Source organism: Kineococcus siccus (assembly GCF_009906795.1).
In the GTDB taxonomy this organism is placed as follows: Bacteria; Actinomycetota; Actinomycetes; order Actinomycetales; family Kineococcaceae; genus Kineococcus; species Kineococcus siccus.
The window spans coordinates 17702-40349 of sequence record NZ_JAAALN010000004.1 but is presented as its reverse complement, the minus strand read 5'-3'; the positions used below and the strand labels follow the sequence as shown (position 1 = coordinate 40349).

Below are 22648 nucleotides of genomic sequence, written 5' to 3'. Positions count from 1 at the left end.
GCGTCGCGGGGAGTCAGAAGCTGCGCAACGGGCGGTCGTCGTCGGCGTGGAAGTAGCGGACGTCCACCTCCGGCAGCTCCCGCTGCAGCTCCTGCGCCAGGAGCAAGCCCTGCTGCACCCACGCAGCCTGCGCCCCAGAGCCCGACCAGTCATCGTCCAGAGCTGAGCGTTCCCAGCTCTCGTTCCACGCCCGCAAGCGGTGCACCAGCGACTCCGCGACCCCGAGCTCGAGCAGTGGTACGAGCTCGCCGGTGCCGCGTGGTCGGTCCCAGACCGGGTCCTCGACGCAGTGCTCGGCCATCACCAGCAACGCCTCCGGACGCCATGACCCGTCCTGGTCCACTGAGCGTTCCGCGCGCCACTCCAGCTCGAACCCGCGGCGCCGCCTGCCCTCGATCACCTCCAACAGGTCCCGTAGAGCGGTACGGTCCCGGGCCAGGTCGGTCAGGCTCCCGCCAGCCTCGACGTGCTGACGCAGGTGGTCACCAGCGGCGAACACGGCGTGCGGACCCAGGAGGCGACCGATGTGGTCCTGCAGGTAGGAGAGCACCTCGTCAGGCACTCCGCCGCGTTCGTAAGCGTCTTCGGTCAGCACCCAGGCCTGCAACGCTCCAAGGGCATCAGCAGCGGACTCGCCCGGCCCATCGTCGGCGTAGCCGATCAAGACGGAGCCAGTGGCCGGTCCTGCTGGAGAGGACGGCTGCTCGTCGATGTCGTCCGCGTACGAGCTGAACTCTTCGGACTCCACCCGAAGCTCGTGCGACGCCTTGAGTCGAGCGATTGCCTCCTCATCGGACAGCTCTTCCTCGAAAGCCTCTGCAACAGCGGGCTGCAGGACATCCGCGGGCAGCTCCGCCAAGCCCGGAAGCTCCTGCTCGAGTCGTTGCAGGAGTTCGTGCCGCACGGTGATGTCCTCGGGTGTCCGGGCGTAGGCGGACCACTTGTGCAGCACCGCGCGGACGAAGCTCCAGTGTTCCTGCTGAAGCTCGAGGTGCATCCGCTGGTCAGGGGCCGTCGTGAGCGTCGGGTCGACGTGATGCGGACGTAGCTGCGGGGCGATGGCCACGCGGATCTCCGCGGCCCAGTCGGCGGCTCGGTCATTGCCGTGTACTCGCTGCGTGTCGGCTTCGTTGTCAAGGGTCCCGTCGATGATGAGGCACTGCAGGTGGGTCAGCTGCAGGCGCACGAGCGTCATGTCGGCGATCTCCGTCACGAGGTGAGCAGGCGGTGCAGGCGCCCTCGCGCCTCCTTCTCGACCATCGCACGCAGACGTGGGTCTCGTCCGGCGACCGCCTGAAGCGCTACACCACGGCAGCCTCTCCTGCCGTGAACGCCAGCTCGGGGGCAGCCCACCGCGCGCTCGTCGGCATGTGCGTGAAGTCGACAGCCGGGGGCACCGCATCGGGGCGTCCATCATCCTGGTCTGGTGATCGTTCGTGAGCGTGCCGCCGAGGACTTGCCCACTTGCGTCGACGCACTCCAGGCGGTGCACGTCGCCGACGGGTACCCGACGTGCTGGCCGCACGATCCCGCCGGCTGGCTCAGTCCTGCCGGACTGGCTGCTGCGTGGGTGGGGCTCGACGACGACGAGACCGTGCTGGGACACGTCTGCGTGGTGGGTGACGTCGATGACCCGGTGGTGGCTGCACTGGCCGGGGTCCCGGTCGAGCGTCTGGTCAGCGTCTCGCGCTTGTTCGTGTCTCCGGCTGCGCGGGGCCGCGGTCTCGGCCTCGGTGCTGCGCTGCTTGCTCGGGTTCAGCGCTGGAGTGAGCAGCGGGGGCTGCAGCCCATGCTCGACGTGGTTGACGACGGCGCGCCGGCGGTCGACCTGTACGAGCGGTTGGGGTGGCGGTTGGTGATCCGGCGCGATGCTGACTGGCTGGCTCCAGACGGTCATCGTCACCGAGTGCGGATCTACCTCGCTCCTGAGTAGTGCCCGGCTCTCAGCTGCGTCTCGGAGCGGGCCCGGGACCTCGTGCGGATCGGCAAGACCGTGAAGTCGTCGACCGGCTGCGGTCGCGGGCGCGTGGTGTCTCGGCTGAGAGGTGGGGCTGGAAGTCAGTGGTCAGCGGGCGGGGTCGGCGCCGATCTCGTAGATGACCTCCAGGCCGTCTTCGTCATCCCACTGCTCACCGACCGCGGTGAACCCGTACTGGACCACTAGCCCTGGCGTTTCACCAACGGCTTTGATCATGGTCTGAGGGGTGGGCTCCCCGGCCCCCGGGTTGGACCGGCTGGGTGGGGTCGCCGGCGGAGCCGGCGTCGCATCCGGGGTGTCCACTGCGGGTCCTGATGAGGGTGGTCGTCTGCTCGCCTGGGTCAGGTCCGCAGCGGTGGCGGGATCAGCGCAAGGCGGGTGAACGCGGCGACGAGGTCTCGCGCCCAGGGCCAGCCGGCGGCGATCTTCACGACCGCCCGTCGCCCGTTGCGGGTGATGCGGGCAGCGGTGTGCAGCAGCCGGTAACGCAACGCCTTCGGTTCGCAGATGGCGAGGTCACCGTCCAGGAGCATCGTCTGGGTCCAGGCGAGCAGGTCGATCCCGGCCAGGGCCAACTCCAACCAGGCCGCGTTGATCGCGAACATCCGCGACGGGAACCGGCCGAAGCCGGTGTCCTTGCCGGTGCGGATGCGGTCTTCAACCCTCGCATGGGCGCGGTGACGGGCTTCGAGCTGCGCGAGCTGCCCCACCGCCGTGCTGGTGGCGAAGGTCTGGAACCGCCACCCGTCGACATCGGTGAAGGTCAGCTGCGCGCCCGGGTGCGGTCGCTCTCGACGGACCAGGACTCGCATCCCGGGTGGCCAGCCGGACGCGGTCAGCTCCGGCAGCAGCCCGGTGAGCTCGGCGACGTCCGCTCCCTCGCGCAGCGATCCGTCGACCTGCACGGCCGGCACCCACGCCGTCTTGGGCAGGGCCCGGATGGCGTCTTGAACGGCAGCGGTCATGGTGAACCCGACGGAGAACTCCACATCCAACCCGGTAACGAGTCCGGTGCGGTTGTCGTTGCCGCGCAGGACGTGCAGGTGCTGCAACCAACCCTTCGTGGCGCCGGCCCCGTCCGCACGGATCAGGATCGGGGTGCCGTACCGGATGTCGTCGGGGATCTGCGCGAGCGCGAGGTCGCTGACCTCGATGTGGTCGGCGGTGGTGTTCGAACCGGCGTTGCCCGCACGCAGGACTCCGGCCAGGGCCTCGTTGGTGTTATCCAGAAACGCCAGCAACGGGTGGTAGCCGAAGCCGCCCTTGAACGTGGCCGCCGCACCCTCCTTCTCCGAGTGTGCCGTCACCAGGGTCGCGTCGAGGTCGATCACCAGCCCTGCCCACTCCCGGCCTCCAGCGCGCATGACGGGCAGGTGCCGGCCCAGCTCGGCCCGCGCCAACCAGGCCCGCTCCCGCGCGGCGGCCCGCGCCGTCCGCAGGCCGGCGAGGCGGGCGGACCCGATGGAGTCCAGGACCCGCCACGCCGTGGGGGTCGAGGCCACCGCCCCGAACAGCTGCGGCTGCTGACGCAGGACCGCGAGGTCGCTGATCGCTTCCCCGCCCTCGGCGAGCAGGACCGCGAGATCGCTCAGGACCCGGCCCGGGTCGTGACCGGCCCGCCGGGTCCGGGTCTCGGCCAGGACGTCACTGAAGCCGCCACTCAGACCGGTCACCGCGGCCACGTCGGCCAGCAGCCGTGACCCGGCGTGGGAGACGACCCCGACCCCACCCGTGGCCACGGTAACCCTCGGCAGCTGGCTGGTCGAGGCGACGGACGGTCTTGTACTGTGCACCTGCGGAGTGCCTCTCACGTGTGGCGGATACGGACCTTAGACAAGCCCATGATCCCATGCGAGACAGGCACTTCCGTGCGTTCGGCGCCCTCAGTGACGAGGGGTTACTGGAAGATCCGGGCTAGGGCGTAGGAAGCGGTGTTGTCGGGGCTGATGGTGACCCGGATCGTGCGGACGGCCACTTCATCGCGGGCGCGTTGCAGCAGTGCCTCCAGTGCGGCGCGGGCATAGCCGCGGCGGCGGTGGGCGGGGTCGACGGCGTAACCGATCTCCACCATGCCTTCGGCGTCCGGTGGGCCGTGGTAGCCGGCGCGGCCCACGGCGAGCTGTCGGTCGTCATCCCAGATGACGCCGGTGACCCAGGCGGCGTCGTCGGGGTCCTGGCGGACCTGCTCGGTGCGCATGCGCCACACGCTGCGCCAGTCCAGGCCAGCGAAGTAGTCGCTCATCGGCACGGGGCTGGTGGTGTTGGCCGTGGACAGGTCGCCGGCAGCCAGGGCGTCGAAGGTGGGTCCGGTCAGGTGAACGATCCGCACACGGCGCTGCAAGGTGCTCGTGGGGGTGTGGGGGAAAGGCACAAGGGGATGGTGACAGGCCCGGGCACGCGCGTTGGCTTCCCTGCGGTCGGGTTCGGGCGTGCTTGTCGACGTCACGCAGATCGACGTGACCGCGACAACACCCACCGGGCAGGTCACGCGCGGTCGGGTTGTCGGCGCGGCGGCTGAAGTGATGGTTGGCCAGAGTGTTGCGGGCAGGCGTGCAGAGCCAGGTGCGGCGCCGACGTCATCGCCAGGTAGGTCCTCGATCCGTGGCCAGGTCACGATCAGGACTTCGCTGAGGACGTCTGCGATGTGATCTCTAGCTTGGCGCGACAACAGACTCGCTCGTCGACGTCGTCACCGCTGGCGGCGGGCTGCTCAGCGGTGGCTGGGGTGAGAGCTGCTCGTGTGGTGCTGTGGTGGGCGCTGGGGTCTCGCACTGCTGCGCTCTCGGCGACCCTTCAGCCGGTCGGCTCGGTGGCAGAGTGTTGGAGTGCGCGACGATCACCGAGAACCTGCCCTCAGCCACGAGTCATCCGCTCCTGGGCTGGACTTGAGCGGGCTGAAGCCGATCTACGTCCTCCAGACGTCGAGCAGTCTCCGGCGAGTGGTCATCGGCTGCTTCGTCGCCGTCACCGGCTCTTCCATCCCTCGGATCCTCGACGACTGGCCTGTGGTCGCCGAGGTCGTGGTGGACTTGGTTCCTGCCCTCTTCGGTGCCGTCCTCGTGGGCCTGCTCGTGTTCCGGCCCCCCGCCATCGCGTTGCTGGGACACGGTGTGCGGTTGCGCACCTTTGTGCGGTTCGGGCCGCTGGTGGCGTGGTCCGAGGTGGCGGACGTGAAGGTCCGGGGACGTTGGGACGACGAGCCCTCGATCCGGTTGCCGCTGGAAGGGCATCTGCGTCGGCGGTCGCTGCGGGGGATGCCGGATGAGGGTGTGCAGCGCTTGACCGTCGCCCTCGCACGGCTGCGTCAGCCCTGAGAGGAGAAGGTGTTCGGCCGCAGGGCGTCGTCCGTCATCGGTCGAGAAGCGTGATGACGGTGTCGTCATCAGATCACGATCACCCGTCGAAGCGGATGGGAGTCGGGCCCGAGCCACGCCGGCGAGCTCGCTCCCAGGCGTCGTCGTCGATCTCGGCGTGATCACCGAGGGAGGCGATGAAGATGACCTTGGTCGCCGCCGGCTGGTTCTCGACCCAGTCGCGGACCTGGCGGTAGGAGCCCGCGACCTCGCTCATGCGGTTGCCGCCGTCCTGCCAGCTACCGCTCCAGACGTCGTCGTCGTGGGGTGGCGTGACCCACACGGTGCCGTGCCCGGGCCGGGGTGGCGGGTACGTGTCGGGTCGGCTCGCCTGTTCCAGGAGTCGGGCACGGTCTTCGGCGGTCTGGGCCCGCAGCTCTGGTGGCAGGTAGTCCTGGTAGGGCGGACCGCTGAGCTCGGGCATGCGATCAGGATGACCGCCGGGGGCGAGGGTGGCCAGGACTTGCGGAACTCGGCGGAGGGATGACCGAGCGCATCCTCAGGCGGCTGCTCAGGCGTCGCCGACTCGGAGGTGAGGTGGCCTCGCGGTGCAGCCCGAAAGGTCAGGGGCGAGAGCGACGAGCCCGTGGTCCGCCACCTGCCAACCGTGGCTCACCACGCAGACACCCAGGTCGCGCAGATCGGCGCCGACAACCCACCACTCGTTCCCGTCATGACGGTACCGCTGGGCCTGCACCTCCTGGCCGTCGACGGTGACATCGACGGCCCGCACCGCCATCGTGGCCTGGCAACTGCCGTTCGCCTGCGTGCACCTACCGAGGGCTGTGATCCTGAGTTCGTGTCTTGGGATCACGACCACGTGGACGGCGAAGCCTGCCAGCTGTGCGGGCGGCCAGCCTCAGCGACGGACCGTCACGTGCGCTTCTCGTGGCCCGACGCGCTTCTCGAGGCCGCTCAGCACGGTTTGAGGATCGAGGAGTTGTGGTTGAGCCACGACACGGTGGAGTCATCAGTGATGATGCAGACGTCAGAGGCGGCCTTCGTGCGCGTGCTGTTGCCGATCCGGCTCGATGACCTGAGCACCATCACCTACAGCGTGTGGTTCCGCGTCGAACTCCATGACATGCACCGAGCCTTTCTGGCCTGGACTGGCCCGCAGTACTCCCAGCTGCGCCTAGAAGGTCGCCTGGCCAACGACATCCCGCCGGGGCAAGCGCTGGATGCACGAGGCGTTGCCGTCGTCCGCGATCCGGACCAGACGCCGTACCTGGACGACAGCAACGATCCGATGCTCAACAGGCTGCTTGCCGAGGTCTGGCCGGCGGCTCTGCACGTCTGATGGCCGTGCCGGCCGCACGCACGTGACTCCAACCGCCGTGGATCCGACGTCCTCGTCGATCTCGACGCCCTCACGGGATCCAGTCGTCGCACAGGGAGTCGGGGACACTAACTCGTCCGCCCTGCGGAACGGCATGCCTGACCGCCCCGACTCGGCCGCGCAGGTGCTGCTGACTGTCCTCCGCAGTCCTGCACAGCTGACAGTGCTCGATCGGCGTGCGGCGTGGGCTGACGGTGGCTGACGCGGCTCATGCAGAAGGCAGGCGGACCGCCGCATCGTCCACCCCGGGTGGGTGTGTCGAGTTCTCGTTCTGGCCGTCGGTCGATCACGAGCGCGATCTCGTGCGCGCTGCCTCGGGCGGTGAAGTCACCATCGATGGCCGGCGCCGGACTGGCGAGCCGGACGGGCCCACGACCTGCCGCAGGTCCCGCACCATGCGACGTGGTCGCCGACCGCACCCCGGTGCCTTCCCCTGTGTTGCGGGGCGACCACCCGGCACGGTGGCACGTCGGGGCTGTGGGTGAGGTAGATCGCCTCACGACCGGGCACGGCTCGCAGCGCGGCCCGACCGCGCGTCGCACGCTCGGTGCCATGACTCGACCATCAAGGGCCAAGAGGCTCACCGTTCACCCTGGACGTGGACAGGGAGGATCGAGGATGGCCGGGCGCAACCGTCTGCGCCCGGCCACCAGGTCCACCGTCGACGAGCCGGAGCTCGTGCGGTGATCAGTTCTGGACGCTGATGCGCTCCAGTGCGGGGGCGCTGACCGGGGACGTGGCGCCCAGGTAGGCGGTGAAGGCGTCGAGGTCGATGGGTCCGGTCACCGCGCCGGTGGCTCCGGTCAGGACGCTGAACCCGTCACCACCGCCGGCCAGGAAGTTGTTCACGGTGATGCGGTAGGTGGCGTCAGGGGTGACCGGCTGCCCGGCGATGGCAACGCTCTGGTCGATCACCCGGCTGCCGGTGCACGGGTCGGTGCCGGTCGCAGCGCTCGTGCCGGTGGCGTCGACGGTGTAGGTGAGGGTGGCCGAGGGGTAGAGGGTCCGCCCCACCTGGAACTGCTGCTCGAGCAGGCACTGCAGCTGAGCGCCGGTGACGTCGAGGGTGACGAGGTTGTTGGCGAAGGGCTGCACGGTGAACGCTTCTTCGTAGGTCACCGGGCCGACGGCCACGTCGGCGCGGACCCCACCGGGGTTCATCAGTGCCGCCACGGCGCCGGTCTCGTCGTCGGTGGCGGCGAGCTGGGCATCGGCGATGACGTTGCCCAGTGCCGACTCGCCCAGGGCGAACAGCGGGGCGCCGGTGGAAGAGGTGCCGCTGGGGAACAGCTGCTCCTGGGTGCGGGTCAGGTCCTGGGCGGCGACGCCGACCTGCTCGGTGGCGATCGGGCCGAGTGCGGTGCGGTAGCGCTCGATCAGCGCGCTCTGCGTGGGGTCCTCGGGGACGTCGCGGGTGACCACGACGTTGTCCGCCGCCGCCGAGGTGACGTCGCCGCTGCGCCGGTCGATGGTCAGGTCGATGTCGGTGACCAGGCGGCCGGCGGAGCTGGCACTGGTGACGAGCTTGCCGTCGATCACGCAGTTGTAGGCCTGGTGGGTGTGCCCGCTGACGACGACGTCGACGGCGTCGCTCATCCCGTTCGCGATGTCCACGATCGGTCCGGTCAACCCGTTGCAGCCGTTGACGTCCCAGGCGTCGGGTCCGCTCTGCTGACCACCTTGGTGCAGCAGCACCACGATGGACTCCACACCCTGGCCGCGCAGTTCGGCCGCGTAGCGGTTCGCGGTCTCGACCTCGTCGGCGAAGTCGAGACCGGCCACGCCCTGCTGGCTGACGATGTCCTCGGTGCCTTCCAGGGTCATGCCGATGAAGCCGACCTCGACGCCTTGCACCTTGTGGATGGCGTAGGGGGCCAGCAGCGGCTCCCCGGTCTCGGTGACGAAGGCGTTGGCCGAGAGGTACTGGAAGTCCGCGCCGTCGTAGGGGGTGCCGTCGGCGCAGCCGTCGACGGGGTGACAGCCGCCGTTCTGGATGCGCAGCAGCTCATCAGCACCCTCGTCGAACTCGTGGTTGCCGACGCTGGCGTAGTCCAGGCCGGCCAGGCCCAGGGCCTCGATGCTCGGCTCGTCGTGGAAGGCGGCCGACAGCAGCGGTGAGGCACCGATGAGGTCCCCGGCGGCCACGGTGATGGTGTTCTGCTTCTTCTGCTCGGCAGCGAGCTGACGCAGCTGGGTCGACAGGTACTCCACACCCCCCGCGTCGACGTTCACGGCGCTGCCGTCGGGGTTGACCCCGGTCTGGATGCGACCCCCGGAACCGGTGGGTGCTTCGAGGTTGCCGTGGAAGTCGTTGAGGGCGAGCAGCTGGACCTGCACCGACTTCGACCCACCGCTGCTGCGACCGGCGGTGCTGGGATCGGGGTCCGCGGCGGCCGTCAAGGCGCCGGCGGCCAAGGTCACGACGCCGGCCAGAGCCAGGCGGCGCAAGGGGGAGGTCATCACAACGGCTCCTGGAGAGGTGTGAGGGTGGCTGGCAACGGCCGGTGAGGACGCTGTGAGGACATCATCGTGCCTCGTGCGGAGCTGCCGCCGCTCGCGAGTGAACGCCGGACGAGCAGCAGGGGGATTGATCCCTTCCCGCGGTACCTGCTGTCGTTGCTCGGCTGACGTGACGCCTTGATCGCCGCGACGGTCCGCCCACTGCGGTGTCGTCGCGGTCGTTCCGGCCGTGGACGTGCCGGGTGGCGACGCGAGCCCCGGCCAGGTCCGCCACGATGGTCAGGGGCGCGCAGCTGCTCGTGGAGCAGCCGCTGACGTCGCGGACGCCAGGCTGCGGCGGCCTGTGCGCGCCGTCGTGCGGCCGACGGCGTGCCGGACGTCCTGCCTCGGGCGAGCGTGCCCCCTGCCACCATGGTGAGGTGGACGTCCACGGCGTAGATCCCCGCGACATCAGCTGGGAGATCGTGCAGCCGGTCTACCGCGTCTACTTCTGGGGCCTCCCGGGGCCGAGCGCTGCCCAGGCCTGCGACGAGCGGCGGATCACCCACGCCGACGACGTCGGCGAGGTCTTGACGTGGGCGCACCACCACGCGGAGGGACGCGTCTTCGTCGTCTACGCCGAAGCCGGCGATGGTGGTGCGCGAGGTCTGCTGCGCCTGTACGGCGAGGACCCCTCGCTCGGTGACGGGGGAACACCTGGCGTCCCTGCGTCGGCTGCTGGCTGACGGACGGGGGCGCCCGCCACGAATCGAGCTCAGCAGGTCGTCGACGACGAGGTCGATGACGGCAGGCGGAGCGCCGGCAGGAGACCCGTGACCGGTGCCGCTGGACGGACGACACCTGGCCGGGTCAGCGGATCAGCGTGGCCCCTCGCCCCTCCGGACCGCCTGCAGCGCCTCCGCCAGACGTCAGGCGTCCTCCGCCGCCATCCGGGACAGCGGTGCGGAACCCTGGCTCATCGCCGACGCCGGGAGCGCCTGACCACCACCCGTCAGATGGCGGACCAGCCGCCGTCGGAGGGCAGGACGACGCCGTTGACGTTGGCGGCGTCGTCGCTCAGCAACCAGGTGATGCTGGCCGCGAGCTGGTCCGCGGTGGCGGGGGCGGGCACGGTCGCCTGCATGATCGGGCCGACGACCCGCGCGGCGTGCTCGGACCGCATCGGTGCCTCGATGTTCGTGGCGACCGCGCCCGGGGCGACGGCGTTGGCCCGGATGCCCTGCCCGCCGTAGAAGACGGCGACGCTCTTGGTCAGGCCGTTCACCGCGTGCTTGGACGCGGTGTAGGCCACCCCCGAGGCGGAGGCGCGCAGCGAGGCCTCGGACGACACGTTGACGATGGCGCCCCCGCCGGCCTGCAGCATGAGCGGCAGTACCGCCCGGATCAGGCGCATGGGGGCCGTGAGGTTCACGGCGAGCACCCGGTCCCAGGTGGCGTCGTCCACCTCGGCGGGCGGCAGGAAGGCGTCCATGATCCCGGCGACGTTGGCCAGGGCGTCGACCCGGCCCTCGGCGGCCTCGACGACGGCCCGCACGCCGTCCTCCCCGGTGATGTCGCCCACGACGGGGACCAGGGGCAGGTCGGGGTGCGCGGCGACCAGGGCGTCGAGGCGGTCGGCGACGACGTCGGCGGCGACGACCCGCGCACCCTCCCGGGCCAGGCGGAGCGCGGTGGCGCGCCCGATGCCGGAGCCGGCGCCGGTGACGACGGCCGTCCGGCCCGCGAAGCGGCCGGGGAGGTGAGCGGGTGAGCCCGGCGCGGCAGACTGCTCCGGGAACTCCGGAGTCGCAGCGGCGCTGGCGGTGGGGGTGGTGGACACGACGTCCTCCTCGACGATCGGAAATGGTGGGGCCATTGAAGCACTCGGTGCATCAAACGGGGGAGGACCGTCCCCCGACCGGACGCGCCCCGGGCCGGCCGCCGGCGACGTCGGCCGCCGCGATCGCCTCCGCAGCGCTGCGGCTGTTCGCCGAGCGGGGGTTCGAGGCGACCACGATGGACGACGTCGCCCGGGCCGCCGGGGTCGCCCGGCGCACCCTCTTCAGCTACTACCGCTCCAAGAACGCCATCGTCTGGGACGGGGAGGTGGAGGCCACCGACGCGGTCCGGACCGCCCTGGCGGACGTGGCGCCCGAGGTGGGCTGGCGGGAGGCGCTCGTGCAGACCCTCCCGCGGTCGCTGCGCTACCCCGACGACGACGTCGACCTGCTGCGTCGTCGACTGGAGGTGATCGGCAGCACGCCCGCGCTGCACGCCCACCTGCTCGTCGAGCAGGGCGCGGCGGTGCAGGCCGTCGCGGACTTCGTCACGGCGCACCAGGACGGGAACGCAGACCCGGCGATCGCTCACAGCGTCGGGCACGCCGTCCTGGCGGCGGTGTCAGCCGCCCTGATCTGGTGGGCCACCTCGGACGAGCCGGACCCGCGCGAGGTGGTGACCCGGTCCCTCGTGACGCTCCTGCGCACCGGGTGACCGTGGCGGGGTCGGGTGAGGCCGCCGCACGCGGACGTCAGGGGCGGACGTCGTCCCGCACGGTCGTGGAGCGCTCCTGCGCCGGCAGGGTGGCCTGGCCGCGGCGCTGCTTGGCGCGTCCGCGGAGCACCTCGATGCCGACGGGCACGACGGACAGGACGACGAGCAGCAGCAGTCCCAGCTCGATGTTGTCCCGGATCAGCGGGATGCCGCCCAGGACGTAGCCCAGGACCGTGACGCCCGTGCCCCACGCGACAGCGCCGATGGCGGAGAACAGGAAGAACGTGCGGCGCGGCATCTTCCCCGCGCCCGCCGCGACGGTGATGAAGGTCCGCACGATGGGGACGAAGCGCGCCAGGATGATCGCGCGGGGGCCGTGGACGAGGAAGAACTGCTGCGTCTTCTCGACGTGGCTGCGGCGCAGGATCCGGGAGTTCGGCCGGTCGAAGATGGCGGGCCCCGCCTTGCGGCCGATCTCGTAGCCGCAGATGTTGCCGGCGAGGGCGCACGCCGACAGGACCAGGCACACGAACCACAGGGAGTGCGGGACCAGGCCCTGGTGGGTGAAGAGCCCCACCGTGAAGAGCAGCGAGTCACCCGGCAGGAAGAAGCCGATCAGCAGACCGCACTCGGCGAAGACGATGGCCGCGGCTCCCCACAGCGACCAGCCGCCCAGCGTCTGCAGCAGCGTCGAGGGTTCGAGCCACTCCGGGAGGAGCGCGGGCGCAGCGGCGGGCAGGGCAGCCGAGAGCTCGGCGAGGAGGGGCACCCTGCCAGCGTAAGTCTCCCCGGGCGACCCGGAGACGCTGCGTACCGAGGATCAACCGAGAGGATGACCCCGCGTCGTCCGGTCGCCCGAGGCCCGCCACCAGTTGTTCACGATCAACTACCCGCCGTCACCGAACCTCCGCACCCGCGGTGACCGGGCAGGGAAGGACCTGCACGATCACCGCGGGTGGATGGGGTCAGTCGACCGTGCGGGCCGTCGGGTCCCAGTCGTCCGGCAGCGGCGGGGCGGCCTCGACGGTGCTCGTGACGTCGACGAACTGCTTCGACGCCCCGGCCTCCTCCAGCGACACGAGGATGTCGACGACGTGGTGCGCGAGCGCCCCCTGCACGCGGTGCGGGCGGCCCTCGCGGATGGCGCGCGCCATCTCCAGGACGCCCGTGCCGCGCGTGGACTGCGCGCGCGTGCTGGTCGTCGTGGTGACCAGCTCCGAGCGGTGCCCGCCCGGTCGCAGCAGGACGAGGTCGCCGTCGAACATGTTGGGGTCGGGCAGTTCGAGGACGCCCTCGGTGCCGTTGATCTGCAGGAACGGCGTCCGCGTCACCGCGGTGTCGAAGCTGAAGATGCTCTGGGAGGTCTGGCCGCCCTGGAACTGCGCGATCGCGTTGACGTGCGTGGGGACGGTCACGTCGAACACCTCGCCCGCCTTCGGGCCCGAGCCGATGGTCCGCCGCTCCTGCGCCTTCGACGCGATGGCCGCGACCGAGGCGACGGGCCCGAACGCCTGGACCAGCGTCGTCCAGTAGTACGGCCCGATGTCGAACAGCGGGCCGGCGCCGTGCTGGAACAGGAACGCCGGGTTCGGGTGCCAGGACTCGGGGCCGGGGGACTGCATGAGGGTCAGCGCCGACAGCGGCGTGCCGATGTCACCGCGCGCGATCGCCTTCAGCGCCGTCTGCAGGCCCGTGCCCAGGAACGTGTCGGGCGCGCAGCCGAGCCGGACGCCGGCCGCCTCGGCCTCGCGCAGCAGCGTCTCGCCGCCCGCCCGGTCCAGCGTCAGCGGCTTCTCGCTCCAGACGTGCTTGCCCGCCGCGATGGCGGCCGAGGACACCTCGACGTGGGCGGCGGGGATCGTCAGGTTCACGACGATCTCGACGTCCGGGTGCCCCAGCACCGCGTCGATCGCGCCGTGCGTGGCGATGCCGTGCTGCTCGGCGCGGGTCTTCGCCGCCGCCGGGAACAGGTCGCCGATCGCGTGCACGACGACGTCGGGGAAGGACGTGAGGTTCGCGAGGTACGTGTCGCTGATGACGCCGGCGCCGACGACGCCGATGCCGACGGGGCCCGTGCGGGGCTCGGGGGCGCTCACGCGCCGGTCCCGGCGGCGGTGAGGTAGCGGACGCCGCCCGCGACGGCCTCGAAGACGTCGCCCGAGGTGTCGTCCAGCTCGATGACGCCCAGCTCGACGCCGCTGCTGGCGGCCAGGATGGCGGGGATGTCCAGGACGCCCTCGCCGAGCGCCACCTGCTTCTTGGTGTCGCGCGTGCCGTCGCCGTCCTTGAGGTGCACGGCCTTGACCCGCGAGCCGAGGCGGCCCAGCAGCTCGGGGACGTCCACGCCGCCGACGACCGCCCAGTAGGTGTCGACCTCCAGCGCGACCGACGCGTCGAGGTGGTCGGCGAGCACCTCGAGCGCGGCGCGGCCGCCGATCTTCTGCTCGAGCTCGAACTCGTGGTTGTGGTAGCCGATGGTGACGCCCGCGTCGGCGGCCTTGGCGGCGGCCGCGTTGAGCTCGGCGGCGATCGCGGCGACGTCGGCCTCGGTGGTCCAGCGGGAGCGGTCCACGTGGGGCTCGATGACGAGCGTGGTGCCGGTCTTGGCCGCGGCCGCCAGGACCGCGTCGACGTCCCCGCCCACGATGCGGGCGTGGGTGCTGGGCGCGGTCAGCCCGTGCGCGGGGAGCGCGGCCGCGAGCGCGTCCGCCACGTCGGTCAGGCCGAAGGGCTCCACCTGGCGCAGGCCCATCGCGGCCAGCCGCGCGAGGGTGCCGTCCAGGTCGGCGGCGAGCGCCTCCCGCACCGTGTAGAGCTGCACGGAGATCTTGTCGTTGTCGAGCACGTCGTCCTCTCGGTCCGCTGCGGGGCGCCCCTCGGTGGACGCCCCGACCCGATCGTGTCACCCACGACGTCCGCCGTCGTCGGCACCGAACCGGTTAAGTGAACCGTAGGGGCTCCGCGGGCCGCTCCACCAGCCCTCACCGCGGCCACCCCCGCCGCCGCTACCCTCGCCGTCGTGCTGCGCTCGCCCGCCGTGCGGCAGGGCCTCTCGGTCGGCGTCGCCACCGGCCTCTACGGCATCTCCTTCGGCGCGCTGGCCACGGCGGCCGGGCTGAGCGTGTGGCAGGCCTGCCTGCTCAGCGCCGTGATGTTCACGGGTGGTTCGCAGTTCGCGGTCGTGGGTGTCCTCGCCGCGGGGGGTGCGCCCGTCGCGGGGTTCGCGTCCGCCACGCTGCTGGGCCTGCGCAACGCCGTCTACGGCCTGCAGCTCGCGCCGCGGCTGCGGCCGCGGGGCTGGCGGCGCCTGCTCGCCGCGCACCTGACCATCGACGAGTCCGCCGCGGTGTCCGCCGCCCAGGACGACGCCGACGAGGCGCGGTGGGGGTTCTGGGCCGCGGGCCTCGGGGTCTTCGTGTGCTGGAACGCGACGACCCTCGGCGGGGCCGTGCTCGGCGACGCCCTCGGCGACCCGCGCCGGTGGGGGCTCGACGGGGCGGCCGCGGCCGCGTTCCTCGCCCTGCTGTGGCCGCGGCTGCGGCGCCGGGAGACGGCCGCCGTCGCGGCGGCCGCCGCCCTCGTCGCCGTCCTGACGCTCCCCGTGGCCCCGGCCGGGGTCCCGGTCCTCGCGGCGGCCCTGGTGGCCGCGGCCCTCGGCTGGTGGCGGACCCGGCCGGCCCGGCGGGACGCGCCGTGACGGGCTGGCTCGTCGCGTCGGCGCTCGCGTGCCTGCTCCTGAAGCTCGCCGGCTACCTGCTGCCGACCGCCGTCCTGGCGGACCCGCGGGTCGGGCGGACCACCGACCTCGTCACCGCGGGCTGCCTGGCCGCGCTCGTCGTCGTGCAGACCGTCGGCGGGGACGCCGGGCCGGCGCTGGACGCCCGCGTGGCGGCGCTGCTGGTCGCGGCCGTCGCCCTGCTGCTGCGGGCGCCGTTCGTGGTCGTGGTGCTGCTGGGGGCCGCGACGGCCGCGGGACTGCGAGCCGCGGGGATCGGCTGACCGCAGGTGCGCCTGCGCGAACGGGTCCGCGACCGCAGGTGCGGGGCTACAGTGCGGTGGTGCCCGCCTACCGCATCCGTGAGGCCGCCGAGCTGCTCGGCGTCTCGGACGACACCGTCCGCCGCTGGACCGACGCGGGGGCGCTGCCCACCGCGAAGGACGACGCGGGCCGACTCGTCGTCGACGGCGCCGACCTGGCGGTCTTCGCCGTCGAGCACGCGGCCGGCGCGGCCCCGGACCCCTCCGGCGTCGGCCGCTCGGCCCGCAACCGCTTCGTCGGGCTGGTGACGCGGGTCGTCGCGGACGGCGTCATGGCGCAGGTCGAGATGCAGTGCGGGCCGCACCGCGTCGTGTCCCTCATGAGCAGCGAGGCGGCCGCCGAGCTCGGCCTGGCGCCCGGCAGCCGCGCCGTGGCCGTCGTCAAGGCGACGACCGTCATCGTCGAGACGCCCGACGGGGCCCGCGCGTGAGGCGCCCGGCCGCCGCCGCGGGCCTGCTCGTGGGCACCCTCCTGCTCGCCGCGTGCGGCGGCGGCTCGGGCGACCCGGCGGCCTCCGTCCCGGCGCCCCCGTCGGCCGCGCCCGTGACGATCACCGTCTTCGCGGCGGCGTCGCTGACCGGGACCTTCACCCGGCTCGGCGAGCAGTTCGAGGCGCGCACCCCGGGCGTCCGCGTGACGTTCAGCTTCGCGGGCTCCTCCGACCTGGCCTCGCAGGTCCTCGCCGGCGCCCCCGCGGACGTGTTCGCCTCGGCCGACCAGGCGAACATGGCGAAGGTCGCGGAGCTGACCGCCGGCCGCCCCGTGGACTTCGCGACCAACGTCCTCGAGATCGCGACCCCGCCGGGGAACCCCGCGCGGATCACCTCGCTCGCCGACCTGGCGCGCCCGGGGCTCGACGTCGTGGTCTGCGCTCCGCAGGTGCCATGCGGGGCAGCCGCTTCCACGGTCGAGGCCGCGGCCGGGGTGGACCTCCGGCCGGTCAGCGAGGAGTCCTCCGTGACCGACGTCCTGGGCAAGGTCACGTCCGGGGAGGCCGACGCGGGGCTCGTGTACGCCACCGACGTGGCGGGCGCGGGCGACGCCGTGACGGGCGTGACGTTCCCCGAGTCCGCGGGCGCCGTGAACACCTACCCCGTCGCCGCGCTGTCGGGGTCCGCCCACCCCGGGGCCGCGGCGGCGTTCCGGGACTTCGTGACCTCCCCGGAGGGCCGGGCCACCCTCGCCGCCGCGGGGTTCGGCGCGCCGGGCTCGTGAGGTCCGCGCCCCGCGGCGCGGAGGGCAGCGCCCTCCCGCGGTGGGTCTTCGCGCCGGCCGCGCTGGGCGCGCTGCTCGTCGTGGTGCCGCTGGTCGCGGTGGTCCTGCGCGTCGACTGGCCGGACTTCGTCGCGCTGGTGACGTCGGAGTCCTCCGTGGCCGCGCTGCGCCTCAGCCTGCGCACCGCCACGGCGAGCACCGTCGCGTGCGTCGTGCTCGGCGTCCCGCTGGCGCTCGTGCTCGCGCGGTCGTCGCTGCCCGGGCTGCGTGCGCTGCGCGCCGTCGTCCTGCTGCCGCTCGTCCTGCCGCCCGTCGTCGGCGGTCTGGCGCTGCTCTACGCGGTCGGGCGGCAGGGCGTCCTCGGGCCACCGCTCGAGGCGCTCGGGATCCGGGTGGCGTTCACGACGGCCGCGGTCGTCCTCGCGCAGACCTTCGTGTCGCTGCCGTTCCTCGTCGTGAGCGTCGAGGGCGCCCTGCGCACGGCGGGCCGGCGCTACGAGGCCGTCGCGGCGTCGCTCGGCGCGGCGCCGTCGCGCGTGCTGCTGCGGGTCACGCTGCCGCTCGTGCTGCCCGGGCTGGCGGCCGGGGTGGTGCTGGCGTTCGCCCGCTCGCTGGGGGAGTTCGGCGCGACCCTCACCGTCGCGGGCAGCCTGCAGGGCGTGACCCGCACGCTGCCGCTGGAGATCTACCTGCAGCGCGAGACCGACCCCGACGCCGCCGTCGCCCTGTCCCTCGTCCTCGTCGTGGTCGCGGCGGTCGTCGTGGTGGGCGTCCACGGCCGTCGCGGCGCCGGGCCGGGCACCCGGTGACGGGCCCGGGCGGGCTCGACGCGCAGCTGCGGTTCGCGCCGCGCGGCCTCGTGGCCGACGTGCACCTCGCCCCCGGGGAGGTGCTCGCCGTGCTGGGGCCCAACGGGTCCGGCAAGTCGACCCTGCTGTCGCTGCTCGCGGGGCTGCTGCGGCCGACGGGCGGCCGCATCGTCCTGGACGGGGAGGTGCTCGCCGGCGAGGACGGCCGCTTCGTCGCCCCCCACCGCCGCGGCACCGCCCTGCTCGCGCAGGACGCGCTGCTGTTCCCGCACCTGAGCGTCGAGGCCAACGTGGCGTTCGGGTCGCGCAGCGCGGGGGCCTCGCGGCGGGCCGCGCGCGACGTCGCGCGCCACTGGCTGGACGTCACCGGCACGACGGACCTGGCGCACCGCCGGCCGCACGAGGTGTCCGGCGGGCAGGCCCAGCGCGTCGCGGTGGCGCGCGCGCTCGCCGCGGACCCTCGCCTGCTGCTCCTCGACGAGCCGCTCGCGGCGCTCGACGTGGGGGCCGCGCCCGAGGTGCGGCGCGTCCTGCGGCAGGTCCTGCGGGGCACGCCGCGCCGCAGCGCCGTCCTCGTCACGCACGACCTGCTGGACGCGCTGGCCCTGGCCGACCGCGTCGTCGTGCTCGACGGCGGCAGGGTCGCGGAGGAGGGAGCCGTGGCGGACGTGCTGTCGCGGCCCCGCAGCGCCTTCGGGGCCCGCATCGCGGGGCTGGTCCTGCTCGCGGGGACGGCCACGGCGGACGGCCTGCGGACCGGCGGCGGCACGCTGCTGGCGGGGCTGCGCGACGACGACTGCCCGCCCGGGTCGGCGGCCGTCGCCACGTTCAGCCCGGCCGCCGTCGCCGTCCACCGCGACGACCCCGGCGGCAGCCCCCGCAACCGCTGGGCCGCCGCCGTCGACGAGCTCGCCCCCCGCGGGGATCTCGTCCGGCTGCGGGCCCGGCTGCGGCCCGGTGGTGAGGAGGTGCTGGCCGACGTCACGGCGTCGTCGGTGGCGGACCTCGACCTCGTCCCGGGCTCGCCCGTGCACCTCGTCGTGAAGGCCACGGCGGTGGCCGTGCACGCCGTCGGCCGCCCCGCCCCCCGGGCGGGAGGAGGGGCCGGAGGAACCCGGTGACGTCCGACGATCGGCGGACGTCGCCGCTCACAGCTCCTCGCTAGGTTCGCCCCCATGCTCGTCCTCGACGCGATCACCCGGCGCTTCGGCGACCGGACTGCCCTCGACGGCGTGAGCCTCGCGGTGCCCGACGGCCGCATGGTCGGCTTCGTCGGGGCCAACGGCGCCGGCAAGACGACCACGATGCGCATCGCCCTCGGGGTGCTGGCCGCCGACAGCGGGACGGTGACGTTCCGGGGCCGCGAACCCGACCTCGCCGTCCGGCGGCGCTTCGGGTACATGCCCGAGGAGCGCGGCCTCTACCCCAAGGGCCAGCTGCTGGACCAGCTCGTGTTCCTCGCCCGCCTGCACGGGGTCGACACGGCGACGGCCCGCCGGCGCGGCACCGACCTGCTCGAGCGTCTCGGCCTGGGGGACCGGCTGAAGGAGAAGCTCGAGTCGCTCTCGCTCGGCAACCAGCAGCGCGTCCAGGTCGCGGCGGCCCTCGTCCACGACCCCGAGCTGCTCGTCCTCGACGAACCCTTCTCGGGCCTGGACCCCCTCGCGGTCGACGCCATGGCGGAACTCCTGCGCGAACGCACGCGGGCGGGGGTCGGCGTGCTGTTCTCCAGCCACCAGCTCGACCTCGTCGACCGGCTGTGCGACGAGCTCGTCATCCTGCACGCCGGCCGGGTCGTGGCCGCGGGCGAACCCCAGGAGCTGCGCCGCTCGCGCGGCGGCTCGCGGTACGTCCTCGAGGTGGACGGCGACGCCGACTGGGTGCGCGACGTCGCCGGCGTCCGCGTCGTCGAGCTCGACCGCGGCCGCGCGGTGCTGGAACTCCTCGCCGCCGGCGCCGACCAGCGCGTGCTCGCCGAGGCGGTGCGGCGCGGGGCCGTGCGGTCCTTCGCCCCGCTGCTGCCCAGCCTGTCCGAACTCTTCCAGGAGGTGTCCCGGTGAGCACCACGAAGGCTCCCGCCCGCGCCGGCGTGCAGCGGCAGTGGTGGATCGTCGCCCAGCGCGAGATCGCCGAGAGGTTGCGCGACAAGGGGTTCGTGTTCTCCACGGTCTTCCTCCTCGTCGTCGTCCTCGCCGCGACGTTCCTGCCCGGGCTGCTGTCCGGCGGCACCGACCGCTACGCCGTCGCGGTCACCGCCGAGACCGCGCCCCTGGTCGCCACCGCCCAGCCGGCCGAGCAGGACGTGGAGGTCACCCTGCGGACGGTCGCGGACGCGCCGGCCGCGGAGGCGCTCGTGCGCTCGGGCGACGTCGACGCCGCGGTCCTGCCGGGCGCCGGCGGCCGCCTCCAGGTGGTCGGCGAGTCGTCCGTCCCGGGCGGCCTCACCGAGGTGCTCGACGCGCGCGCGACGTCCGCCCAGGTGCTCGCGGGGTTCTCGGCCCTCGGCGTCGACGGCGCCGACGCGGCCCGCGTCCTGGGCACCCCGCCGCCCGCGCAGCGCCTGCTCGACCCCGACGCGGTGGACCCGACGACGGTGACGCTGCTGGGGCTGGCGTTCTCCGTGCTGTTCTTCCAGATCGTCCTCATCTTCGGCTACGCCATCGCGCAGAGCGTGGTGCAGGAGAAGCAGACCCGGGTCATCGAGCTGCTCGTCACCACCGTGCCGGTGCGCCAGCTGCTCATCGGCAAGATCCTGGGCAACGGCCTGCTCGCCCTCGCCCAGCTCGCGCTGCTCGTGCTGGCCGGGTTCGCCGGGCTGTTCATCGCCCAGCGCGACCTGCTGGCGTCGCTGCCCAGCGTGCCCGTCGCGGCCCTGTGGTTCGTGGTGTTCTTCGTCCTGGGCTTCGCGATGCTCTCCTGCCTGTGGGCCGCGGCCGGCGCCATGGCCAGCCGGCTGGAGGACCTGCAGTCCACGGCGACGCCCGTGCAGATGCTCGTCATGCTGCCGTTCTTCGCGTCGTTCTTCGCCAACGATCCCGGCACGGTCCAGACCGTCCTGTCCTACGTGCCGCTGTCCTCGCCCATGGTGATGCCGCGGCGCGTGCTCGCGGGTGACGTCGCGCTGTGGGAACCGCTGCTGTCCCTGCTCGTCATCGCGGCGACGGCCCTCGTGCTGGTCGCGGTCGCCCGCCGGCTCTACGAGAACTCGCTGCTGCAGACCAGCCGCAGCCTGTCGCTGCGGGCCGCCTGGCGCCGCGCCGCCTGAGCGCGGCCCGGGGGACGCCCGGGCGCCGGCTGGGCGCCCCGGCGCCCGCCGCGCCGATCTCCCTCCCCGCGATCACCGGTGGTGCCACCATCGGGTGCCCCCGGGCCCGGGGGCGCGGCGACGAGACGGTGGGAGCAGCGGATGGCCCTCGAGGGCGGACCGGACGTGAGCGCGGCGGCGCTGGAGGAGAAGTCGAAGCTGCGCAAGCACTTCGGCCGCCTCGACATCTTCTTCTTCCTCGTCTGCACCCTCGTGGGCGTCGACGGGCTGGGGACGCTCGCCACCGAGGGCGGCGAGGGCTTCACGTGGCTCCTGGTGTGCGTGCTCCTGTTCGCGGTCCCGTCCGCGATGCTGCTGGCCGAGCTGGGCGCGGCCTACCCCGACGAGGGCGGGCCCTACGTCTGGGTCCGGATGGCGTTCGGGCACCTCGCCGGTGCGGTGAACAACTTCTTCTACTGGGTGACGAACCCGGTGTGGATGGGCGGGACGCTGGTCGGCACGGCCCTCGGCGGGTTCATCACCTTCTTCCACGACGGCGAGGACTACCCGCGCGCGGTCAACTACGCCGTCGCGACCGTGTTCATCTGGGCCGGGGTCCTGTTCGCCGTGCTGTCGTTCCGGGTCGGCAAGTGGATCGCCACGATCGGGGCGATCGCCCGCTTCGTCCTGCTCGGCCTGTTCAGCGTCCTCGTCATCGCCTACGGCGTCGAGAACGGCTTCAGCGGCCCGCCGGCGGGGGAGTACGTGCCGTCGTTCTCCGGCTTCGTCGCCCTGGTCCCGCTCGTGCTGTTCAGCCTCGTCGGCTTCGAGCTGCCCAGCGCGGCGGGGGAGGAGATGACGGACGCGCAGAAGGACGTGCCCGCCGGCATCGCGAAGTCCGTCGTGGCCACGGGGCTGCTCTACGGCGTCCCGGTGCTGGGCATCCTGGTGGTCCTGCCGACCAGCCAGGCCACGGGCCTCACGGGGTTCCCCGACGCGATCCGCCAGTCGCTGTCCGTCTTCGGCGGCACGGTGACGACGGCCGCCGACGGCACGGCGGTGACGACCCTGAGCGGGCCGGCCACGACGGTCGGGTACGCGATGGGCGTCCTCGTGGCGATCGTCGCGTTCACGTCGGGCCTCACGTGGATCATGGGCTCGGACCGCACCCTCGCGGTGTCCTGCTACGACGGCGCCGGTCCCCGCGCCCTCGGCCGGTTCTCCAGCCGCTTCGGCACCCCCGTGCGCGTCAACGTCCTCTCCGGCGTCGTGTCCAGCGTCGTCTTCGTCGCCGCCACCGAGATCACCGAGGGCGACGCGGGCAAGTTCTTCGGGGTGGTGCTGGCCCTCGCCATCTCGACGACGCTCATCTCCTACCTCGGCATCTTCCCCGCGGCCTGGCGGCTGCGGCGCAAGGACCCGGACCGCCACCGCCCCTACCGCGCACCGGCCATCGCCGCCACGACCGTGCTCGCGATGGCGTGGATCGCCTTCTGCACCGTGCAGATCCTCTTCCCCGGCCTGGGTGACGGCTGGTTCTCGGAGGACTACGCGCCCGAGGGGTGGGAGGCGTCGGAGCGCTGGCTCTACCTCGGGACGGAGCTCGTGCCGCTGGTCGTGTTCACCGGCATCGCCGCCTGGTTCTGGGCCGTCGGCCGGCGCGAGACGCGGGGGGCCGCGGCCCGCCGCCCGGCGCCGCCGCGCTGAGGCGGGAGCGGCGCGGGCCCTGCGCGAGGATG

Annotated in this window: 23 protein-coding genes; 14 read left to right on the top strand and 9 right to left on the bottom strand. The window is 73.1% G+C overall.

Annotated elements, in window-relative coordinates; all coding sequences use genetic code 11:
- Positions 1–13 precede the first annotated feature (13 nt).
- Positions 14–1213, bottom strand: a complete 1200-nt coding sequence (locus tag GTR02_RS01450; protein ID WP_166605689.1) for a hypothetical protein — start codon at positions 1211–1213, stop codon at positions 14–16.
- A gap of 213 nt (positions 1214–1426) precedes the next feature.
- On the opposite strand from GTR02_RS01450, the gene GTR02_RS01445 reads away from it, so the two are divergent.
- On the top strand, positions 1427–1933 hold the full coding sequence (locus GTR02_RS01445; RefSeq protein ID WP_166605688.1) for a GNAT family N-acetyltransferase: 507 nt from the start codon (positions 1427–1429) through the stop codon (positions 1931–1933).
- A 386-nt stretch (positions 1934–2319) separates the two neighbouring features.
- Here the strand turns inward: GTR02_RS01445 and GTR02_RS01435 are convergent, their stop codons facing one another.
- Entirely contained in the window at positions 2320–3771 is a 1452-nt protein-coding gene (locus GTR02_RS01435; protein WP_420814671.1) for an IS1380 family transposase, read from the bottom strand.
- A gap of 104 nt (positions 3772–3875) precedes the next feature.
- Positions 3876–4349, bottom strand: a complete 474-nt coding sequence (locus GTR02_RS24100; protein ID WP_205708417.1) for a GNAT family N-acetyltransferase — start codon at positions 4347–4349, stop codon at positions 3876–3878.
- 454 nt (positions 4350–4803) lie between these two features.
- Between GTR02_RS24100 and GTR02_RS01425 the strand changes: the two genes are divergently transcribed.
- On the top strand, positions 4804–5292 hold the full coding sequence (locus GTR02_RS01425) for a hypothetical protein (protein WP_166605687.1): 489 nt from the start codon (positions 4804–4806) through the stop codon (positions 5290–5292).
- A 79-nt stretch (positions 5293–5371) separates the two neighbouring features.
- Here the strand turns inward: GTR02_RS01425 and GTR02_RS01420 are convergent, their stop codons facing one another.
- A complete protein-coding gene (locus GTR02_RS01420; RefSeq protein ID WP_166605686.1) occupies positions 5372–5755 on the bottom strand; it encodes a hypothetical protein in 384 nt (127 codons plus the stop codon).
- A 162-nt stretch (positions 5756–5917) separates the two neighbouring features.
- Between GTR02_RS01420 and GTR02_RS01415 the strand changes: the two genes are divergently transcribed.
- Entirely contained in the window at positions 5918–6631 is a 714-nt protein-coding gene (locus GTR02_RS01415; protein WP_166605685.1) for a DUF2199 domain-containing protein, read from the top strand.
- Positions 6632–7357: 726 nt separating this feature from the next.
- On the opposite strand, the gene GTR02_RS01410 is transcribed toward GTR02_RS01415, so the two are convergent.
- Positions 7358–9130 (bottom strand): bifunctional metallophosphatase/5'-nucleotidase, encoded by a 1773-nt coding sequence (locus tag GTR02_RS01410; RefSeq protein WP_166605684.1) that lies wholly within the window; start codon positions 9128–9130, stop codon positions 7358–7360.
- 419 nt (positions 9131–9549) lie between these two features.
- Between GTR02_RS01410 and GTR02_RS01405 the strand changes: the two genes are divergently transcribed.
- Positions 9550–9855, top strand: a complete 306-nt coding sequence (locus GTR02_RS01405; protein WP_166605683.1) for a hypothetical protein — start codon at positions 9550–9552, stop codon at positions 9853–9855.
- A 266-nt stretch (positions 9856–10121) separates the two neighbouring features.
- Here GTR02_RS01405 and GTR02_RS01400 read toward each other — a convergent pair whose 3' ends face one another.
- Entirely contained in the window at positions 10122–10949 is an 828-nt protein-coding gene (locus GTR02_RS01400) for an SDR family NAD(P)-dependent oxidoreductase (RefSeq protein WP_205708416.1), read from the bottom strand.
- A gap of 23 nt (positions 10950–10972) precedes the next feature.
- Between GTR02_RS01400 and GTR02_RS01395 the strand changes: the two genes are divergently transcribed.
- The gene (locus GTR02_RS01395) at positions 10973–11602 is read left to right on the top strand and encodes a TetR family transcriptional regulator (RefSeq protein WP_166605681.1); all 630 of its coding nucleotides are present in this window, start codon (positions 10973–10975) and stop codon (positions 11600–11602) included.
- Between the two features lie 37 nt (positions 11603–11639).
- Here the strand turns inward: GTR02_RS01395 and GTR02_RS01390 are convergent, their stop codons facing one another.
- From GTR02_RS01390 to GTR02_RS22615, 3 genes are all read right to left on the bottom strand, one after another.
- Positions 11640–12371 (bottom strand): VTT domain-containing protein, encoded by a 732-nt coding sequence (locus GTR02_RS01390; RefSeq protein WP_166605680.1) that lies wholly within the window; start codon positions 12369–12371, stop codon positions 11640–11642.
- Between the two features lie 196 nt (positions 12372–12567).
- Positions 12568–13698 (bottom strand): Gfo/Idh/MocA family oxidoreductase, encoded by a 1131-nt coding sequence (locus GTR02_RS01385; RefSeq protein WP_166605679.1) that lies wholly within the window; start codon positions 13696–13698, stop codon positions 12568–12570.
- Positions 13695–14447 (bottom strand): TIM barrel protein, encoded by a 753-nt coding sequence (locus GTR02_RS22615; protein WP_166605678.1) that lies wholly within the window; start codon positions 14445–14447, stop codon positions 13695–13697. The genes GTR02_RS01385 and GTR02_RS22615 overlap by 4 nt, the downstream gene beginning before the upstream one ends.
- Before the next feature lie 174 nt (positions 14448–14621).
- Here GTR02_RS22615 and GTR02_RS22285 point away from each other — a divergent pair, with 174 nt between their 5' ends.
- The 9 genes from GTR02_RS22285 to GTR02_RS01340 all read left to right on the top strand — a co-directional run bounded on the left by GTR02_RS22285 (position 14622) and on the right by GTR02_RS01340 (position 22616).
- Positions 14622–15299, top strand: coding sequence for an AzlC family ABC transporter permease (locus tag GTR02_RS22285; RefSeq protein WP_338073502.1), 678 nt, complete (start codon positions 14622–14624; stop codon positions 15297–15299).
- Positions 15296–15601, top strand: coding sequence for an AzlD domain-containing protein (locus tag GTR02_RS01375; RefSeq protein WP_338073501.1), 306 nt, complete (start codon positions 15296–15298; stop codon positions 15599–15601). Before GTR02_RS22285 ends, GTR02_RS01375 begins: the two co-directional genes overlap by 4 nt.
- A 59-nt stretch (positions 15602–15660) precedes the next feature.
- Positions 15661–16071, top strand: a complete 411-nt coding sequence (locus GTR02_RS01370; RefSeq protein WP_166605676.1) for a TOBE domain-containing protein — start codon at positions 15661–15663, stop codon at positions 16069–16071.
- The gene (gene modA / locus GTR02_RS01365; protein WP_166605675.1) at positions 16068–16856 is read left to right on the top strand and encodes a molybdate ABC transporter substrate-binding protein; all 789 of its coding nucleotides are present in this window, start codon (positions 16068–16070) and stop codon (positions 16854–16856) included. Before GTR02_RS01370 ends, modA begins: the two co-directional genes overlap by 4 nt.
- A complete protein-coding gene (locus tag GTR02_RS01360) occupies positions 16853–17665 on the top strand; it encodes an ABC transporter permease (RefSeq protein ID WP_166605674.1) in 813 nt (270 codons plus the stop codon). The genes modA and GTR02_RS01360 overlap by 4 nt, the downstream gene beginning before the upstream one ends.
- Positions 17662–18786 carry a sulfate/molybdate ABC transporter ATP-binding protein gene (locus tag GTR02_RS01355; RefSeq protein ID WP_338073499.1) on the top strand — a complete coding sequence of 375 codons (1125 nt, stop codon included), beginning with the start codon at positions 17662–17664 and terminating at the stop codon, positions 18784–18786. Before GTR02_RS01360 ends, GTR02_RS01355 begins: the two co-directional genes overlap by 4 nt.
- A 54-nt stretch (positions 18787–18840) precedes the next feature.
- On the top strand, positions 18841–19725 hold the full coding sequence (locus tag GTR02_RS01350) for an ABC transporter ATP-binding protein (protein ID WP_166605673.1): 885 nt from the start codon (positions 18841–18843) through the stop codon (positions 19723–19725).
- Complete coding sequence (locus GTR02_RS01345; protein ID WP_205708415.1) at positions 19722–20930, top strand: ABC transporter permease; 1209 nt, start codon at positions 19722–19724, stop codon at positions 20928–20930. The genes GTR02_RS01350 and GTR02_RS01345 overlap by 4 nt, the downstream gene beginning before the upstream one ends.
- A 141-nt stretch (positions 20931–21071) precedes the next feature.
- Positions 21072–22616, top strand: coding sequence for an APC family permease (locus GTR02_RS01340; RefSeq protein ID WP_166605672.1), 1545 nt, complete (start codon positions 21072–21074; stop codon positions 22614–22616).
- Positions 22617–22648 lie beyond the last annotated feature (32 nt).

Bases quoted from the DNA above. Each gene is read 5' to 3' on its own strand.
- GTR02_RS01420 (WP_166605686.1), bottom strand. From the start codon at position 5,755: ATGCCCGAGCTCAGCGGTCCGCCCTACCAGGACTACCTGCCACCAGAG.
- GTR02_RS01410 (WP_166605684.1), bottom strand. From the start codon at position 9,130: ATGACCTCCCCCTTGCGCCGCCTGGCTCTGGCCGGCGTCGTGACCTTG.
- GTR02_RS01395 (WP_166605681.1), top strand. From the start codon at position 10,973: ATGGTGGGGCCATTGAAGCACTCGGTGCATCAAACGGGGGAGGACCGT.
- GTR02_RS01350 (WP_166605673.1), top strand. From the start codon at position 18,841: ATGCTCGTCCTCGACGCGATCACCCGGCGCTTCGGCGACCGGACTGCC.
- GTR02_RS01340 (WP_166605672.1), top strand. From the start codon at position 21,072: ATGGCCCTCGAGGGCGGACCGGACGTGAGCGCGGCGGCGCTGGAGGAG.